The sequence below is a fragment of the Brevundimonas sp. genome (genome assembly GCF_041648115.1).
In the GTDB taxonomy this organism is placed as follows: domain Bacteria; phylum Pseudomonadota; class Alphaproteobacteria; order Caulobacterales; family Caulobacteraceae; genus Brevundimonas.
Window position 1 is genome coordinate 119,212 of record NZ_JBAZPR010000009.1, and the last position, 15,324, is coordinate 134,535.

A 15,324-nucleotide genomic window follows, 5' to 3' on the forward strand; every position below is an offset into this window, starting at 1 on the left:
GCCAAGTCTGCATGCCCAAGAAAATCACCATCACCGAGGGCGAGTTCGCCGGCTGGCAGACCTATGATCTGCACGACACCTTCGACACCGTCGTGGGCCCGTTCTACGGCAAACCCGATCCCGACGGTCACATGCGCTGCGCCTTCCGCGCCGAGCAAAAGCACATGAACGCCGGCGGCCGGATGCACGGCGGCTGCCTGATGACCTTCGCCGACATCGCCATGTTCCAGATCGCCTATCAGGAGATGGAGGGCGCCTCGGGCGTCACGGTCCAGCTAGATTCGACCTTCATCGACGGCGGCTATGTCGGCGAACTGATCGAGGCCACCGGCCAGGTCACCAAGGCAGGCAAGAGCCTGATCTTCGTGCGCGGCCAGATCAACACCGGCGATCGCCTGCTGATGACCTTCTCCGGCGTGATCCGCAAGTTCACGCCGCGGTAAGCCATTGCGGTCAAAGGATTAAGACCAGCCGTGTTCGATCAGCCGAACACGGCCGCCGGCATGACCCCGACGATGGCCGCGCTCATGGCCGTGGCCATGAAGCCGGCGAACAGCGCTTTCCAGATCAGGCCCAGCACTTCTTCGCGACGCTCGGGCATCAGCACCGACAGGCCGGTCACGGTGATGCCGACAGAACCGATGTTGGCGAAGCCGCACAGGGCATAGGTCATCAGCATCCGCGTGCGCTCGCTCATGGCGTCGGCCGGGATCTTGCCCAGATCGATGAAGGCCACGAACTCGGTCAGGGCCAGTTTGACGCCCAGCAGCCAGCCGGCCTGCCCCGCCTCGCGCGCATCGACGCCGATCAGCCAGGCCAGCGGCGTCAGCAGGACGCCCAGGATACGCTCGACCGTCAGCGGTTCGCCGAAGACGATGAAGCCGCCCAGCATGACATTGACCAGCGCCACCAAGGCCACGAAGACGATCAGCACCGCCGAGATGTTCAGCACGACCATCAGGCCGTCCGACGTGCCCTTCGAGATGGCGTCGATGGCGCTGTCGTATTTCAGCGCCGAGTCGTAGCTGATCGCCTGGGCGGCTTCCTTGTTGGGTTCCGGCACCATGATCCGCGCCAGCAGCACGCCGGCCGGGGCCGAGACGATGGAGGCGACCAGCACGTGACCGGCGGCGTTGGGCAGGGTCTGCGACAGGATGCTGGCGTAGGCGACCATGGTCGAACCGGCGACCGTGGCCAGACCCACGGTCATCATCAGGAAAATTTCAGACCGGCTCAGCTTGTCCAGATAGGCCTTGATGACGATCGGGCTTTCGATGGTGCCCAAAAAGATGTTGGCCGCGACCGCCAGGGCCGAGGCGCCGCCCAGGCCCATGGTGCGCTGGAACAGCAGGCCAAAGCCACGGATCAGCCACTTCAGTATCTTCCAGTGCCACAGCAAGGCCGATAGGGCCGAGATCACCATGATCAGCGGCAGGACGTTAAAGGCGAAGGTGAACAGGGCGCCTTCGTTCTGGACCGCATAGGGCTGGTCGCCGCCACCCAGATAGCCGAACACGAACCGCGTCCCCTGGGCCGTCGCCACCGCCAGGCCGTCGATGGCCCCCGTCACCGCCGTCAGGACGGCGCGTGATCCCGGAATGGCGAACAGGGCCAGGACCAGCCCGGCCTGAACCAGTATCGCGCCGATCGCCAGCTTCCACGGGAACACGCGACGGTTCTCGGAGAACGCCCAGCAGATGGCGACGATGACGACCAGGCCGAACAGGCTCTGGAGGTTCAGCAGACTGAACATGAAAGACGATCCCCGTATCCGGCGCGCCCGCCGGTCTTCATTCGCTTCAAGGACAAAGTGACGCGGCTGGCAAGCGAAACGAAAAAGGGCGGCCCCTCGGGACCGCCCTCATCACGCCGTCGCGACCGGATCAGAGTTGGCCGCGCACCAGCTTGCCGTAGTGGTCCATCAAGTCCAGCGACAAGGCGCCGGGGGTGAAACGGTATTCGCCGACCTCAGCGACCGGGGTCACTTCGACGGCCGTGCCAGTCAGGAAGCATTCGGAGAAGTCCGACAGTTCTTCCGGCTTGATGTCGCGCACCACGACCTCGATGCCCCTTTCGCGGGCAATCTCGATCACCGTCTGGCGCGTGATGCCGTCAAGGATGTGCTCGACCTTGGGTGTGTGGATGACGCCGTCCTTGATGAAGAAGACGTTGGCGCCGGTCGCCTCGGCGACATAGCCGCGCCAGTCCAGCATCAGGGCGTCGGCGAAACCGTTACGCTCGGCCGTGTTCTTGGACATGGTGCAGATCATGTACAGACCCGCCGCCTTGGCCGTCGTCGGGGCCGTCGCCGGATCGGGGCGACGCCACTTGGACCATTCCAGACGTAGGCCGCGCGCCTTGACCTCGGGGTCGAAATAGCTGGGCCAGTCCCACACGGCGATGGCCAGGTGGACCTTGTTGTTTAGGGCCGAAACGCTGGTCTGTTCCGGGCCGAGGTAGGCGACGGGACGCACGTAGCAGTCCGTCAGGCCGTTCTTGGCGCAGGTTTCCTTACACAAGGCGTCGATTTCAGCGACGCTGTAGGGTATCTCGAAGTCGAGCAGGTTGGCGGACCGCTTCAGGCGCTCCGAATGTTGCGTCAGCTTGAAGATTTCGCCGGCGTACATACGCTCACCCTCGAAGACCGACGAGCCATAGTGCAGGGCATGGGTCAGAACGTGCGTTTTCGCTTCCCTCCAGGGGACGAAATCGCCATTCACCCAGATCCAGCCGTCACGATCGTCGAAAGGAACGAAGGCCATTGAAATACGTCTCCCGCGAAATTGACGGTGTTAGAGCCTCACGAATCGCTCAGGTCAACGCCCGCAGCGGGGGAAACGTCGCATGAGCATGACGGAATCGCGCTCGCACGGCCGTTCTGGCCCCATCGCCGGCCCCGGCGTGGGCCGTCACCTGCTGATCGTCGACGACGATGACCGCATCCGCGAGCTGTTGAAGGAGTTTCTGGCGCGCGAAGGCTACCGGGTCACCGGCGCCGCCCATGCGGCCGCCGCCAAGCGGATGATGGAGCTGATCGAGTTCGACCTGGTCGTGCTGGACGTCATGATGCCGGGCGAAAGCGGGCTGGACCTGACCAGCTGGGTTCGCGGCAAGGCCGAGCTGTCCAAGACGCCGGTGCTGTTGCTGACGGCGCGCGGCGATCCCGAAGACCGGATCGAGGGCCTGTCGCGCGGCGCCGACGACTATATGTCCAAGCCGTTCGAACCGCGCGAGCTGGTGCTGCGCATCGACGCCATCCTGCGCCGCACCGGCGGCAAGCCGATCGGTCCCAAGGAGATCAAGCTGGGAACCGCCGTCTTCGACATGGAACGGCTGGAGCTGAGCCGCGACGGCGCGCCCCAGCGCCTGACCGAGGCCGAGGCGCAACTGCTCAAGACCCTGGCGCTGCACGCCCATGCTCCGGTCGAGCGGATGAGCCTGTCGCCCGACACCGCCGACATCACCGGCCGCGCCGTGGACGTTCAGGTCACGCGCCTGCGCCGCAAGCTGGAGGTCGACCCCAAGAACCCGCGCTATCTCCAGACGGTGCGCGGCGTCGGCTATATGCTGGCGCCCGACTGATCCGATGCGGCTGCTGCCCGCCTATCTGTGGCCGCGGTTCCTGAAGCGGCGCCTGCCGACCTCGCTGTGGGGTCGATCGCTGCTGATCATCGTCCTGCCGGTGCTGGTCATGCAGATGGCGGTGACCTGGGTCTTCTTCGACGCCCACTGGCAGACCGTCACCGCCCGCCTGTCCGAAGGACTGGCCGGGGATGTCGCCTGGGCCGTCGAAAGCTATGAGGACGACCCCAGCCCGGCGAACCTGGACAAGCTGGCCAACCGCGCGGAGCGGTCGATGTCACTGTCCATCGTGCTTCAGGAAGGCCGCACCCTGCCGACGGAGGAGCGGCGCGGGGCCATCGGCGTGGTGGATCGGGTGCTGGACCGCGCCCTGGACGCCCGTCTGGACCACCCCTACTGGTTCGACACCACCCGCTACCCCGCCTATGTCGACATTCAGGTGCAGGAGCCGCAGGGCGTGCTGCGGATCATCGCCCCGCGCGAGCGCGCCGTGGCGACCCAGGCCCACATCTTCGTCCTGTGGCTGGCGGTGGCGACCGTCCTGCTGATGGGCGTCGCTATCCTGTTCATTCGCAACCAGGTCCGCGCCATCGAGCGGCTGGCCGATGCGGCCGAGGCCTTCGGGCGCGGCGAGACCGTGCCCCGGTTCAAGCCGCATGGCGCGCGCGAGGTCCGGGCCGCCGCCGTCGCCTTCATGGCCATGCGCGACCGTATCCAGCGCCACATCGACCAGCGCACCGCCCTGCTCGCCTCGGTCAGCCACGACCTTCGCACGCCCCTGACCCGCCTTCGTCTCGAACTGGCCCTGGCCCCGCCGTTCAAGCGCCAGGCCGCCATGCGCGGCGACCTGGACGAGATGGAGCATATGATCGACGAATACCTCGACTTCGCGCGCGGCGAGGCGGGCGAACCGCCGAAACCGGTCTCGATCTCCGACCTGCTCAAGACGGCCGGCGAGGACGCCCGGCGTGTCGGCGCCGAGGTCGAGGTTTCGGTCCCCGAGGGCATGACGGCTTCGGTTCGCCCGCTCGCCTTCAAGCGCGCCCTGGTGAACCTGGCCGGCAACGCCGCCTCGCACGGCGAGCATGTGCGCCTGTCGGGCCGCGCCCTGGCGTCCGGCGGACTGGAGATCATCGTCGAGGACGACGGGCCGGGCATCCCCGAAGCCATGTACGACGAGGCCTTCCGTCCCTTCTCCCGTCTGGACGAATCCCGCAATCAGAATCGCAAGGGCGTGGGCCTGGGCCTGGCCATCGCTCGCGACGTGGCGCGCGGTCACGGCGGCGACGTCACCCTGGACCGCAGCGACCTGGGCGGGCTGAAGGCCACGATCCGCGTGCCGGGAACCGTCACGGTCACCGAGACCGCCTGAGGCATTTCAGCTTTCGTCGGTCAGGGTCTGGCGAAACGTCGCCGCAAGGGTCATCTTGGTTCCGACAGGGCTTGGAGATGAATTCGATGCGTAGACTTGCCTTCTTTGCACCCCTGGCCGCGACCCTCGCAGCCGCCGCCATGGCCCAGGCGCAAGCCCCAACCGTGAACGTCACGGTCGGCCCGGAACTTCAGCGTCAGGTCGAGAAGCTTGGCGACCGCGAGGTCAACGAACAGATCGCCGGCCTTCAGGCCGAGGTCGGCAAGGCGCTGGAGCAACGCTACCCCGGCGCAACGGCCAATCTGATCCTGGTCGATCTGAAGCCGAACCGTCCGACCTGGGAACAGGTGCGCCAGACGCCGGGCCTCGATCCGATCAACAGCATTTCGATCGGCGGCGCCGCCATCAAGGGCGAGATCGTCACGGCGGACGGCCAGACCCGGCCGGTGAACTATTCCTACTTCTCGCCCAACCTCGCCGATGTCTGGGGCTACGGCGTCTGGCGCGACGCAGACCGCGCCTTCGAGCGCTTCGGCAATCAGATCGAGCGCGGGCGCTTCTAACCCATTTCGCGGTTGCGTCTGACCGCCGCCGCAACCGTCTCGTCCAGCATCTCCGTCAGGCGGCCGTCCTTCGCCATGGCGTCAAGCCCGGCGCGGGTCGAGCCGCCGGGCGAGGCGATCCGGCCGATCAGGGCCTCCAGCCCATCGTCGCCCATCGAATCCGCTGCGGACCTGAGGGTTGCGCGCGCCAGCACGTCCGCCGTCGCTGCATCCAGACCCGCCGCCTGCCCGGCCCGCGCCAGGGCCTCGGTGAAGGCGTAGAAATAGGCCGCGCCCGATCCGGCCACCGCCGTCGCCGCATCCATCAGGGCTTCGTCGGCCAGAACCACGGTTTCGGCCATCGGCTCGAACAGCGCCCGCCCGATGTCCCCGGCTCGCGCATCCGCCGACCAGACCGAGGCCACGCCGCGTCCGCGCGACACGCCGGTCGTCGGCATCACCCGCACGATGGGCCAGCCGCCGATCCCCTCGGCCAGCGTCGGCGCGGTCACGCCCGCCATCACCGACAGGATCACAGCCCGGTCATTCAGGAACGGCGCCAGCGGAGCTGTCACCTCGCGCCACAGGGCCGGCTTGACCGCCAGCACGATGACGGCGGCCTCGGTCAGCGCCTCCAGCGGCGGATTGATCCGCGCGCCCTGCGCCCGCGCCGCCTCGGCGGCCGGCTTCTCCGACGGGCTGAGAACGATCAGGTCGGATGCTGCAACCGCTCCAGTCAGCAGCCAGCCTTCCAGAATGGCGGAGCCCAGCCGGCCGCAGCCGACCAGAACGACAGGACCCGTAACAGCCATCAGGCGGTGCCGACGGTCTCGAACAGGCAGGCGTCGATGGCCTCCTGCGGTTTCTTGTTCCCGCGCACCATGAAGTCGAAGGCGGGATAATAGCGATCCGAGGCCTCGATGGCGGCGTCGATCATGGACGCCGCCTGGGCCAGGGTCGGGCGCTCGCCCATCGGCAGGGCCAGCGAGTGGCGGAAGACGATCTCGCCGTCCTCCGCCCAGACCTCGAAATGGCCCATCCAGGTGCGCTGGTTGATCAGGCCGACCAGTTCATAGGCGGCGGTCTTGCGGCTCTTGGCCACCTTCAGGTCCAGGGCGCAGCACAGCTGAAGGCAATCACCCTCGGGCCGCCAGGCGAACCACAGCTCATAATCCTTCCAGTCGCCGGCCAGAGCAAAGGCCAGGTCGCCGTCGTCGGTGCGGTCGAACGGAAGATTCTCGGCCGTAAGAACATGCTCGACGACCTCAAGCGGGTCGAAGGGCACGTCCATCTCCTCTGGCCGGGCGATATCCATCAATTGTCTCGATTCGAGCTGCATCCGCGAGAATCGCGGGTGTTAACAGAACGGTAAGCCTGTTCGCAGATTCGGCTCAACCGGCTGCGTCCCCGGGTTGAGTTCCATCTGTGGACGTTCCCTTCGCGGGCTTTGCGGCCGGCTTTTTTGCTGCCTTCAGCTCTGCGATCTCGGCCCGCAGGGCGGCGATCTCGTCCTTCAGCACATCGAACTCGTCTCGGCGGACCAGATCCATCTCGGCGGCGATCCGGTCCGCCTGCCCGCGCCAGGCGGTCTTGGCCTCTTCGCCGGCGGCCTGGGCCAGGCCCATTGCGCCGGTCGTCAGCTTGGCGAACTCGTCCAGGATGGGATTGCGGGTCTGCATGGCGGCTCCGACCTCAACGTCGTTAACGAAGGTTCACCGACTATGGTGAACGAAACCTTTCTTTCTGCTGCTTCGCGGACTCCATCAAGGCGTTGTTATTCGTCTTCACAGGCGACGGACGCAGCGACGCTTGCTAAACCGCTTTTCAGAGACTGCCCTTCACAGGAACGCCCCTTGCCCTTTCCCGAATTCGATCCGGTTCTGATCCACCTCGGACCGCTTCCGATCCGCTGGTACGCCCTGGCCTATGTCGCCGGCATCGTTCTGGGCTGGTGGTACGCCGCGCGCCTGGCCAAGACCCAGCGACTGTGGGCGCCGGGCAAGCCGCCGGTCACCACGACGCAGCTGGACGACCTGGTGCTGTGGATCGTGCTGGGCATCATCCTGGGCGGCCGGCTCGGCTACGCCCTCTTCTACAAGCCAGCCATGTACGGCCAGTTGTTCACCGGCCAGACGCTGGGCGAACGGTTCGAACTGTTCCAGCTCTGGACCGGCGGCATGAGCTTCCACGGCGGCTTCCTGGGCGTGGTCGTGGCCATCGTCCTCTATGCCCGCTCACAGAAGATCGACATGCTGCGCCTCGGCGACCTCGTCGCGCCCGTGGTGCCCATCGGCCTGATGTTCGGCCGCCTGGCCAACTTCATCAACGGTGAGCTGTGGGGCCGCGAGACGACCGTTCCTTGGGCCGTGCGCTTCTGCAACGCCCGCATCGAACAGATGTACGGCTTCTGCCCCGCCGGCGACGCACCCCGCCACCCCAGCCAGCTCTATGAGGCCGGACTGGAGGGCATCGTCCTGTTCTCCATCCTGTCCATCGCGATCTGGAAGTTCGATCTGCTCAAGAAGCCCGGCTACATCACCGGCCTGTTCCTGGTCGGCTACGGCGTCTGCCGCGCCGCGCTGGAAAATGTGCGCGAGCCGGACTTCGGCATGCCCGACTTCCCGTTCGGCCTGACCATGGGCATGATGCTGTCGATCCCGATGATCCTGGTCGGCGCCTGGCTGATCTGGCGCGCCTGGAAGCGGCCGCCCGTCGCAGCATGAGCGAGGCCGAAACCCTCAAGGCCCGTCTGGCGCGAGAGATCGCCCTGACGGGTCCGATGACGGTCGCCGACTACGTCACCCGATGCCTGCACGATCCCAGGGGCGGCTACTATGCCTCACGCCCTGATCTGGGCGCACGCGGCGACTTCATCACCGCCCCCCTGGTCAGCCAGATGTTCGGTGAACTGATCGGCCTGTGGGCGGTCGAGACCTGGAACCGGCTGGGCGCCCCCGAACGCTTTCGCCTGGTCGAGGTCGGCCCCGGCGACGGAACCCTGATGAGCGACGCCCTGCGCGCGGCCCGCCTGGTTCCCGGTTTCTTGGAAGCCTGCGACCTGATCCTGATCGAACCCAGCGCCCCCTTGCGCGAGCTTCAGGCCAAGGCCCTGGCCGGCGCCGACCTGTCGCCGCGTTGGGTGCGGGATCTGACGCGGATCGAGACCGACGCCCCCGTCATCCTGATCGCCAATGAGTTGCTGGACTGCATGCCCGCGCGCCAGTTCGTTCGCACCGACGGCGGCTGGGCTGAGCGGCGCATCGGCGTCACCGACGAGGGCGACCTGATCTTCGGCCTGACCGCCATCTCCGGCGGCTTCCACAAGCCGGACTTCAATATCGCGCCGGGCGGCATCCTGGAAATCTCGGAGCAGCAGGCCCTCTTCGGCCGCGACCTGGGCCTGTTGATGAAGGCCGCTTCGGGCGCCGCCCTGCTGATCGACTACGGCCGCGCCCGGCCCGAGGCCGGCGACACGCTTCAGGCCCTGCGTCGACACCAGAAGGTCGATCCCCTCTCGACGCCGGGCGAGGCCGACCTGACGCAATGGGCCGACTTCCCCCTGGTCATGGAGGCTGCGGTCCGCACCGGCGCCGATGTCACCGGCTGCCTGCCGCAGGGCGAGTTCCTGCGCCTGCTGGGCATCCAGGCCCGCGCCGAAGCCCTGACGACCAGCCGTCCCGCAGCCGCTGCGGTCATCGCCCGCCAGCTCGACCGCTTGACCGGCGACGATCAGATGGGACGCCTGTTCAACGCCGCCGCGATCTTTGCGCCCCGATCCCTGGTCGTGCCCGGCTGGGACGCCTGATATAGGTGGGGGCATGAGCGATCTGGCCCCCATCACCCATCCGCTTCTGACCGCCGCGGGCATCGCCCACGGCTTCTTCACCCGCGCGGGTGGGGTCTCGACCGGCATCTACGAAGGCCTGAACGCCGGCGTCGGCTCAAAGGACGATCCCGCCGCCGTCGCCGAGAACCGCCGCCGCGTCGCCGCCCATTTCGGCGCCGACGCCGATCATCTGAACGGCTGCTACCAGATCCATTCCGCCGTCGCCCGCGTGGCGGAAGGCTCCTGGCATGGCGACAGACCCGAAGGCGACGCCGTCGTCTCGGCCGAGCCCGGCCTGTTGTGTTCCGTCCTGACCGCCGACTGCGCGCCGGTGCTGCTGGCGGATCCCGAGACCCGCATCGTCGCCGCTGTCCATGCCGGCTGGAAGGGCGCCCTGGGCGGCGTGATCCATTCCGCCGTCGCCGCCATGCAGGCCCTGGGCGCCGATCCCCGCCGCACCCTGGCCGTCGTCGGCCCGTGCATCGCCCCCGCCAGCTACGAGGTCGGCGTCGATTTCGAGGACCGCTTCACCCACCACGACCCCGGCGCCGACCGCTTCTTCCACCCCGGCGAGACCGACGACAAACGCCAGTTCGACCTGCCCGGCTTCGTCCTGTGGCGGCTCCAGCAAGCCGGCCTCGGCCAGGCCGTCTGGACCGGCCACGACACCTGCGCGGATGCGGAACGGTTCTTCTCCAACCGCCGGGCGTTCCAGCACGGCGAACCGGATTTCGGACGGTTGATCAGCGTGATCGGGGCTTAGCGCATAAAGCCTCTCCCTCCCCGTTCCGGGGAGGGTCGTCGCGCAGCGACGGGGTGGGGGCGACCCGATAGGGCGCACTTGCCTGATGTAAGAAGAGGTCTGTGGGGCGTCACTTGGCCCTCCCCACCCGGTCTCGCCTGTGGCTCGACCACCCTCCCCGTTCCGGGGAGGGAAAACGCGCGCTCAGCCCACCCGCGCCAGCTCCGGCACGCGCGTCACTTCGCGCCACGCATGTGGCGCAGCCAGCAGCGCCCGCACCAGACGGTTGTTCAGCGCGTGGCCCGCCTTGTAGCCCTCGTAGCGGCCCAGCAGGGGCGCGCCCAGGACATACAGGTCGCCGATGGCGTCCAGCGCCTTGTGACGCACGAACTCGCGTTCCATGCGCAAGCCGCCGGGGTTCAGGATCTCGTCGCCGTCGATGACCACGGCGTTCTCCAGCGAGCCGCCGCGCGCCAGACCCGCCTGACGCAGGGCCTCGACCTCATGGGCGAAGCCGAAGGTGCGAGCGGCCATGATGTCCTTGCGGAACGTCGGCTCGTCCACGACGAAGTCGATGATCTGGTTGCCGATCACGGCTGACGGGAAGTCGATCTCGAACCGCATCTCGTAACGGTCGCACGGCAGCAGGGCCGCGTGCTTGTCGCCCTCGGTGACGTGGACCGTCTCAAGGATCTCGATATAGCGCTGCGGCGTCGGCTGCGGACGGAAACCCGCCCGGTCCAGCAGTTGCACGAACTCCAGCGCCGACCCATCCAGGATCGGCAGCTCCGGTCCGTCCACCTCGATCACGGCGTTCGACACGCCCAGCGCGGCGAAGGCGGCCATCAGATGCTCGATGGTCGACAGGCGAACGCCCGCGCCGTTCTCGATCATGGTGTTCAGGCGGGCGTCCACGACGGCCTCGCCCGACACCGGAATGCGGTTGTCGCGGTCGGTGATGTCGGTGCGCACGAAGACAATGCCCGTGCCCGACGGCGCAGGCCGAACCGCCAGCCGCACGCGGCGGCCGGTATGCACCCCGACGCCGGCGATGATGGCCGGGGCGACGATGGTGTGTTCGTGATGGTCGTTTCTGACCGACAAACTCAAACTCGCTCTTGGTTCTGCGCGCCGCACCCTGTGCGGATTACGCCCTAGGTTTCATGTAGCGGGCATGCCGCAACTGCGAAATCAAAGTCCGGTTTCGGATTGTTTCGGTCTGGGACATATCCTGAAACGAAGAACGCCCCGGAGCCGGGCTCCGGGGCGTTCCATCGTCACTTGGGTTGTCTAGTTGGCCAGACGGCGGAGAAAGGATGGGATTTCCAGGTCGTCATCGGCCTGTCCCGCCTCCGGTTCCGATTGCTGCGCCGGTTGGACCGACCCACGCGCTTGATGCGTGGACTGGGGTGCATAGGAGGCCTCGTGTTGAGGCTGGGTGCGCTTGCCGCGACCGAACAGGCTCCAGCCGCTGCGACGGTGATCGCGGTCATCATAACCGTCGTCGGCCTGGGGCTGCGCGACAGGCGCGGCGCGTTCACGTTCGGCGTACAGGTCGCCCTGCGGCGCAACGCGAGGGGCCGGGGCGCGGGTCTCATATTCCTCGACCCACGGATCGACGATGGGGTCCAGCGGGCGCGGCTGCTGTTCGGCGACGCGGATCACCGGCTCGGGGCGCGGTTCCGGCTCGCGAGCGGCTGGGGCCTGAAAGGTCGGCACGACCGGCGCCGCCTCGATGCGGGGCTCGGGCGCACGCGGAGCTTCCGCACGGACCGGCTCGCGATAGGTATCCCGGGTCGGCTCCGGCGAACGCGACTGCTGCGTGCCGTACAGGCCGCCGGCCGAACGGCGGGCGTCATGACCGGCCAAAGGCGCGCTGGCGGCCGGTGGGGCGATGGGTTCGATACGCTTGATCTCGCCCTCGTCCATGCCGGTGGCGACGACGGAGACGCGGATCTTGCCATCCAGGGCCGGATCGAAGGCCGCGCCGAAGATGATGTTGGCGTCGCCGTCCACTTCCGCGCTGATGGCGTTGGCGGCCTCGTCGACTTCCAGCAGGGTCATGTCCAGACCGCCGGTGATGTTCACCAGCACAGCCTTGGCGCCCTTCAGCGAGGTCTCGTCCAGCAGCGGGTTGGCGATGGCGTTCTGGGCGGCCAGCAACGCGCGGTCGTCGCCCGAGGCCTCGCCCGTACCCATCATCGCCTTGCCCATCTCGGACATGACGGCGCGCACGTCGGCGAAGTCCAGGTTGATCAGGCCGGGCAGGATCATCAGGTCGGTGATCGAACGCACGCCCGAGTGCAGCACCTGGTCCGCCATGCCGAAGGCGTCGGCGAAGGTGGTGCGTTCGTTGGCGACGCGGAACAGGTTCTGGTTCGGAATGACGATCAGGGTGTCGACGTAGCGCTGCAGCTCGGCGACGCCCGCGTCGGCCAGGCGCATGCGGTGACGGCCTTCGAAGGTGAAGGGCTTGGTCACGACGCCGACGGTCAGGATGCCGCGATCACGCGCGCACTTGGCGATGACGGGCGCCGCACCGGTGCCGGTGCCGCCGCCCATGCCGCAGGTGATGAAAACCATATGCGCACCTTCCAGGTGCTGATGGATCTCGTCGGCGGATTCCTCGGCGGCGTTCATGCCGACTTCGGGATGGGCGCCCGCGCCCAGGCCCTGGGTGATGGTCTCGCCCAGTTGAATGCGGCGATCTGTCTTGGCGAAGCTGAGGTGCTGCGCGTCGGTGTTGGCCACGACGAACTCGACCCCTTCGAGGCCGGCGTCGATCATATTGTTCACGGCGTTGCCGCCGGCGCCGCCGACGCCGAACACGACGATGCGGGGCTTCAGTTCAGTGTGTTGCGGCTTGACCAATGAGAGCGACATTTCTTTTTCCGACCTGCTGACCCGCCCCTTCAAACCAACCGACCGCCCCGCCGAATCGCTTTGGTTATGAGCGCGTTAAGGATTGCGCCCATGAAGGTTAAGAGAAGGTTACGGCGATAATGTGAGTCGGCCCGAAGTGAAGCCCCTATATGGAAGCTGTGCAGCAGATTGCCGGAGAAACCCGCCGGCTTCATGACCCTGAAGGATTGGACGAGCCGAAATACTGGCGCTTGCCGATCATCGCTCGTTTTGGTTCATTGCGGCAAGATTTGGTCGGCGCACCATGCGATCGACAGTGGGGAAGCGTTCACAATGAAAATCAAGACAGTCGGGCTCTGTGCGGCGGCCCTGTTAATTTCGACGGCGAGCGGCGCCTACGCCCAAACGGCGGCGCCGGTTTCTGCGGCCCAGGTCGCAGCGCCGACCGTGCAGCAGTTTGCAGCCTTCCCTCTGATGTCGAGCTTCACGGTCTCGCCTGACGGAAAACACATCGCAGCGGTTCAGGCGCGCGGCGAAGACAGGGTCATCCTGGTCTGGGACGCGGAAAATCTGGCCCGCAATCCGACCGTGATCGGATCTTCTCAGATGAAGATCCAGGGCGTGAATTTCGTGAAGAACGACGTATTGGGCGTGTCGCTGTGGCAGCCCTATGATGCGGCCGGTGGATCGGTGAAGACGTTCCTCGGCAAGTTCATGCTCACCGACCTTCAGGGGCAAAACTGGCGCGATCCGATCAATTCCTTCCGTCCGCGTTCCGATGACGAAGCGGAATTCCTGAAAACTCAAAGTCCTTCAGTCCTCGACCCGCTGCCGAACGATCCGGACAACATTCTGATCGAAATCAACGGCGACGTCTTGAAGCTGAATGTGCGTAGCAACCGCTCGGAGCGCATCCAGCGCTCCAGCGAGCGCGTAATCGGGTACGACACCGATTTGAATGGCGACCTGCGCGTGCGGAACATAGCCGACCGCGACGCGGAAGGCCTCTATATCGCAACCCAATTTCGCAATGCCAGCGGGTCCTGGGACGAGCACTTCCGCAGCCATGTAAAGAATCGGGAAGTCTTCTCGGTCGCCGGCTTCAGCACCGACCCGAACATCGCCTACGTAATTTCGAACCGTGGTCGCGACAAGGCAGCGGTGTTCGAATACAATATTGCGGCTCGCCAGCTTGGAGAAGCCGTCTTCGAACACCCCCTGTTTGAAGCGACCGGCATGAGCATCAATCGCATCAAGGGCCCGGATTTTGGCGAAGTCCGGTCATTCACCTACAATGGTCCGCGCGAAACCGAATTCCCGATCGCTGAAGGGTACGAAAGCCTGGTCGCCGGGCTCGAACAGGCGCTGCACGTCGAACGCCACCCGCTCCGCGTAACCGACACTGCGACGGGAACGGCGCGCACCATAGCCTATGCGACAGATCGCTACATGAACGTCACGGCCGCTTCTCAGGATTGGAGCACGGTCGTCGTCTGGGCTGGAGCGTCTAACGACCCGGGCGCGTATTCGATCTTCCGCAATGGTCAGTTGACCCCGTTGGGCCAGCCCTTCCCGCAGATCAACCCAGCGACCATCGGCAAGACGGAACTGGTCTATTACAAGGCGCGTGACGGCCTCGACATCCCGGCCTTCCTGAGCAAGCCGCCGGCGGAAACCTTCGGCGCAGGCCCCTACCCGACCGTGATCATGCCTCACGGCGGCCCTTGGGCCCGTGACGAGATGACCTGGGATTACTCGTCGTGGCGCGCCATGCTGACCTCGCGCGGCTATGCGGTGCTTCAACCGCAGTATCGCGGCTCGGACGGTTGGGGCAAACGCCTCTGGATCGCTGGCGACAACGAGTGGGGCCAGAAGATGCAGGACGACAAGGACGACGGCGTCAAATGGCTGATCGACCAGGGCGTCGCGCAGCAAGGGCGTGTCGCCATGTTCGGCTTCTCCTACGGCGGTTACGCCGCCATGGTCGCCGGCATCCGGCCCGAGGGCCTCTACAAGTGCGCCATCGCGGGAGCCGGCGTGTCGGATATGACCAAGATCCGATCCAGCATGTTCCAGAACCCCTATACGCGTGAAGCGCAGCGCGACACGGTCAATGGCCTAAACCCCATCACCCGCGCCAACCAGATCCAGATCCCGATGATGGTCTTCACCGGCGAACGCGACCGCACCGTGACCCAGGACCATTCGGACCTGTTCGTGGCTCGCGCACGCAGCAGCGGCCAGGATGTCCAGTATCATCTGATCAAGGACTACGCCCACGGCCCGGCCTGGACCCGTGCCATCATGGCGGAGCAACTCGGATATATCGACGACTATCTTCGCACCGGCTGTGGCGGTTCGGGTCTCTGAAGTCTGGGTTGACCTGACACAAAGCAAA

Annotated in this window: 15 protein-coding genes; 8 read left to right on the top strand and 7 right to left on the bottom strand. The window is 66.3% G+C overall.

The window, feature by feature from the left end:
- Positions 1 to 11 precede the first annotated feature (11 nt).
- The gene (locus tag WC597_RS09930) at positions 12 to 443 is read left to right on the top strand and encodes a PaaI family thioesterase (RefSeq protein ID WP_055754103.1); all 432 of its coding nucleotides are present in this window, start codon (positions 12 to 14) and stop codon (positions 441 to 443) included.
- Between the two features lie 38 nt (positions 444 to 481).
- Here WC597_RS09930 and WC597_RS09935 read toward each other — a convergent pair whose 3' ends face one another.
- Together WC597_RS09935 and WC597_RS09940 are read right to left on the bottom strand one after the other, a co-directional pair.
- Positions 482 to 1,753, bottom strand: coding sequence for a NupC/NupG family nucleoside CNT transporter (locus WC597_RS09935; RefSeq protein WP_372693172.1), 1,272 nt, complete (start codon positions 1,751 to 1,753; stop codon positions 482 to 484).
- Positions 1,754 to 1,883: 130 nt separating this feature from the next.
- On the bottom strand, positions 1,884 to 2,762 hold the full coding sequence (locus tag WC597_RS09940; RefSeq protein WP_372693173.1) for a branched-chain amino acid aminotransferase: 879 nt from the start codon (positions 2,760 to 2,762) through the stop codon (positions 1,884 to 1,886).
- Between the two features lie 88 nt (positions 2,763 to 2,850).
- Between WC597_RS09940 and WC597_RS09945 the strand changes: the two genes are divergently transcribed.
- The 3 genes from WC597_RS09945 to WC597_RS09955 all read left to right on the top strand — a co-directional run bounded on the left by WC597_RS09945 (position 2,851) and on the right by WC597_RS09955 (position 5,517).
- Positions 2,851 to 3,582, top strand: a complete 732-nt coding sequence (locus tag WC597_RS09945; protein ID WP_372693221.1) for a response regulator — start codon at positions 2,851 to 2,853, stop codon at positions 3,580 to 3,582.
- A gap of 4 nt (positions 3,583 to 3,586) precedes the next feature.
- Positions 3,587 to 4,954: a sensor histidine kinase gene (locus WC597_RS09950; protein WP_372693174.1), complete on the top strand. Its 1,368-nt coding sequence runs from the start codon at positions 3,587 to 3,589 to the stop codon at positions 4,952 to 4,954.
- Positions 4,955 to 5,040: 86 nt separating this feature from the next.
- On the top strand, positions 5,041 to 5,517 hold the full coding sequence (locus tag WC597_RS09955; protein WP_372693175.1) for a hypothetical protein: 477 nt from the start codon (positions 5,041 to 5,043) through the stop codon (positions 5,515 to 5,517).
- Here the strand turns inward: WC597_RS09955 and WC597_RS09960 are convergent.
- From WC597_RS09960 to WC597_RS09970, 3 genes are all read right to left on the bottom strand, one after another.
- On the bottom strand, positions 5,514 to 6,308 hold the full coding sequence (locus tag WC597_RS09960) for a pyrroline-5-carboxylate reductase family protein (protein WP_372693176.1): 795 nt from the start codon (positions 6,306 to 6,308) through the stop codon (positions 5,514 to 5,516). The genes WC597_RS09955 and WC597_RS09960 overlap by 4 nt on opposite strands.
- Entirely contained in the window at positions 6,308 to 6,811 is a 504-nt protein-coding gene (locus WC597_RS09965) for a YbjN domain-containing protein (protein ID WP_087119719.1), read from the bottom strand. Before WC597_RS09965 ends, WC597_RS09960 begins: the two co-directional genes overlap by 1 nt.
- Before the next feature lie 76 nt (positions 6,812 to 6,887).
- A complete protein-coding gene (locus tag WC597_RS09970; protein ID WP_159849762.1) occupies positions 6,888 to 7,175 on the bottom strand; it encodes an accessory factor UbiK family protein in 288 nt (95 codons plus the stop codon).
- Between the two features lie 174 nt (positions 7,176 to 7,349).
- Between WC597_RS09970 and lgt the strand changes: the two genes are divergently transcribed.
- Genes lgt through pgeF form a run of 3 tightly spaced genes read left to right on the top strand, consistent with a single transcriptional unit; the run spans position 7,350 to position 10,085 of the window.
- Complete coding sequence (gene lgt / locus WC597_RS09975; protein WP_372693177.1) at positions 7,350 to 8,219, top strand: prolipoprotein diacylglyceryl transferase; 870 nt, start codon at positions 7,350 to 7,352, stop codon at positions 8,217 to 8,219.
- On the top strand, positions 8,216 to 9,301 hold the full coding sequence (locus WC597_RS09980; protein ID WP_372693178.1) for a class I SAM-dependent methyltransferase: 1,086 nt from the start codon (positions 8,216 to 8,218) through the stop codon (positions 9,299 to 9,301). The genes lgt and WC597_RS09980 overlap by 4 nt, the downstream gene beginning before the upstream one ends.
- A gap of 13 nt (positions 9,302 to 9,314) precedes the next feature.
- Complete coding sequence (pgeF, locus tag WC597_RS09985) at positions 9,315 to 10,085, top strand: peptidoglycan editing factor PgeF (protein ID WP_372693179.1); 771 nt, start codon at positions 9,315 to 9,317, stop codon at positions 10,083 to 10,085.
- Positions 10,086 to 10,268: 183 nt separating this feature from the next.
- On the opposite strand, the gene lpxC is transcribed toward pgeF, so the two are convergent.
- Positions 10,269 to 11,168, bottom strand: coding sequence for a UDP-3-O-acyl-N-acetylglucosamine deacetylase (gene lpxC / locus WC597_RS09990; protein ID WP_372693180.1), 900 nt, complete (start codon positions 11,166 to 11,168; stop codon positions 10,269 to 10,271).
- Between the two features lie 186 nt (positions 11,169 to 11,354).
- The gene (ftsZ, locus tag WC597_RS09995) at positions 11,355 to 12,947 is read right to left on the bottom strand and encodes a cell division protein FtsZ (RefSeq protein WP_372693181.1); all 1,593 of its coding nucleotides are present in this window, start codon (positions 12,945 to 12,947) and stop codon (positions 11,355 to 11,357) included.
- Between the two features lie 192 nt (positions 12,948 to 13,139).
- On the opposite strand from ftsZ, the gene WC597_RS10000 reads away from it, so the two are divergent.
- Positions 13,140 to 15,296, top strand: coding sequence for an alpha/beta hydrolase family protein (locus WC597_RS10000; protein ID WP_372693182.1), 2,157 nt, complete (start codon positions 13,140 to 13,142; stop codon positions 15,294 to 15,296).
- Positions 15,297 to 15,324: the final 28 nt, after the last annotated feature.

Excerpts from the sequence above, each read along its gene's own strand:
- WC597_RS09950 (WP_372693174.1), top strand. The coding sequence starts at position 3,587 with ATGCGGCTGCTGCCCGCCTATCTGTGGCCGCGGTTCCTGAAGCGGCGC.
- WC597_RS09970 (WP_159849762.1), bottom strand. The coding sequence starts at position 7,175 with ATGCAGACCCGCAATCCCATCCTGGACGAGTTCGCCAAGCTGACGACC.
- pgeF (WP_372693179.1), top strand. The coding sequence starts at position 9,315 with ATGAGCGATCTGGCCCCCATCACCCATCCGCTTCTGACCGCCGCGGGC.
- WC597_RS09955 (WP_372693175.1), top strand. The coding sequence starts at position 5,041 with ATGCGTAGACTTGCCTTCTTTGCACCCCTGGCCGCGACCCTCGCAGCC.
- WC597_RS09930 (WP_055754103.1), top strand. The coding sequence starts at position 12 with ATGCCCAAGAAAATCACCATCACCGAGGGCGAGTTCGCCGGCTGGCAG.
- ftsZ (WP_372693181.1), bottom strand. The coding sequence starts at position 12,947 with ATGTCGCTCTCATTGGTCAAGCCGCAACACACTGAACTGAAGCCCCGC.
- WC597_RS09960 (WP_372693176.1), bottom strand. The coding sequence starts at position 6,308 with ATGGCTGTTACGGGTCCTGTCGTTCTGGTCGGCTGCGGCCGGCTGGGC.
- WC597_RS09940 (WP_372693173.1), bottom strand. The coding sequence starts at position 2,762 with ATGGCCTTCGTTCCTTTCGACGATCGTGACGGCTGGATCTGGGTGAAT.
- WC597_RS09945 (WP_372693221.1), top strand. The coding sequence starts at position 2,851 with ATGACGGAATCGCGCTCGCACGGCCGTTCTGGCCCCATCGCCGGCCCC.
- WC597_RS10000 (WP_372693182.1), top strand. The coding sequence starts at position 13,140 with ATGACCCTGAAGGATTGGACGAGCCGAAATACTGGCGCTTGCCGATCA.
- WC597_RS09980 (WP_372693178.1), top strand. The coding sequence starts at position 8,216 with ATGAGCGAGGCCGAAACCCTCAAGGCCCGTCTGGCGCGAGAGATCGCC.
- WC597_RS09965 (WP_087119719.1), bottom strand. The coding sequence starts at position 6,811 with ATGGATATCGCCCGGCCAGAGGAGATGGACGTGCCCTTCGACCCGCTT.
- WC597_RS09935 (WP_372693172.1), bottom strand. The coding sequence starts at position 1,753 with ATGTTCAGTCTGCTGAACCTCCAGAGCCTGTTCGGCCTGGTCGTCATC.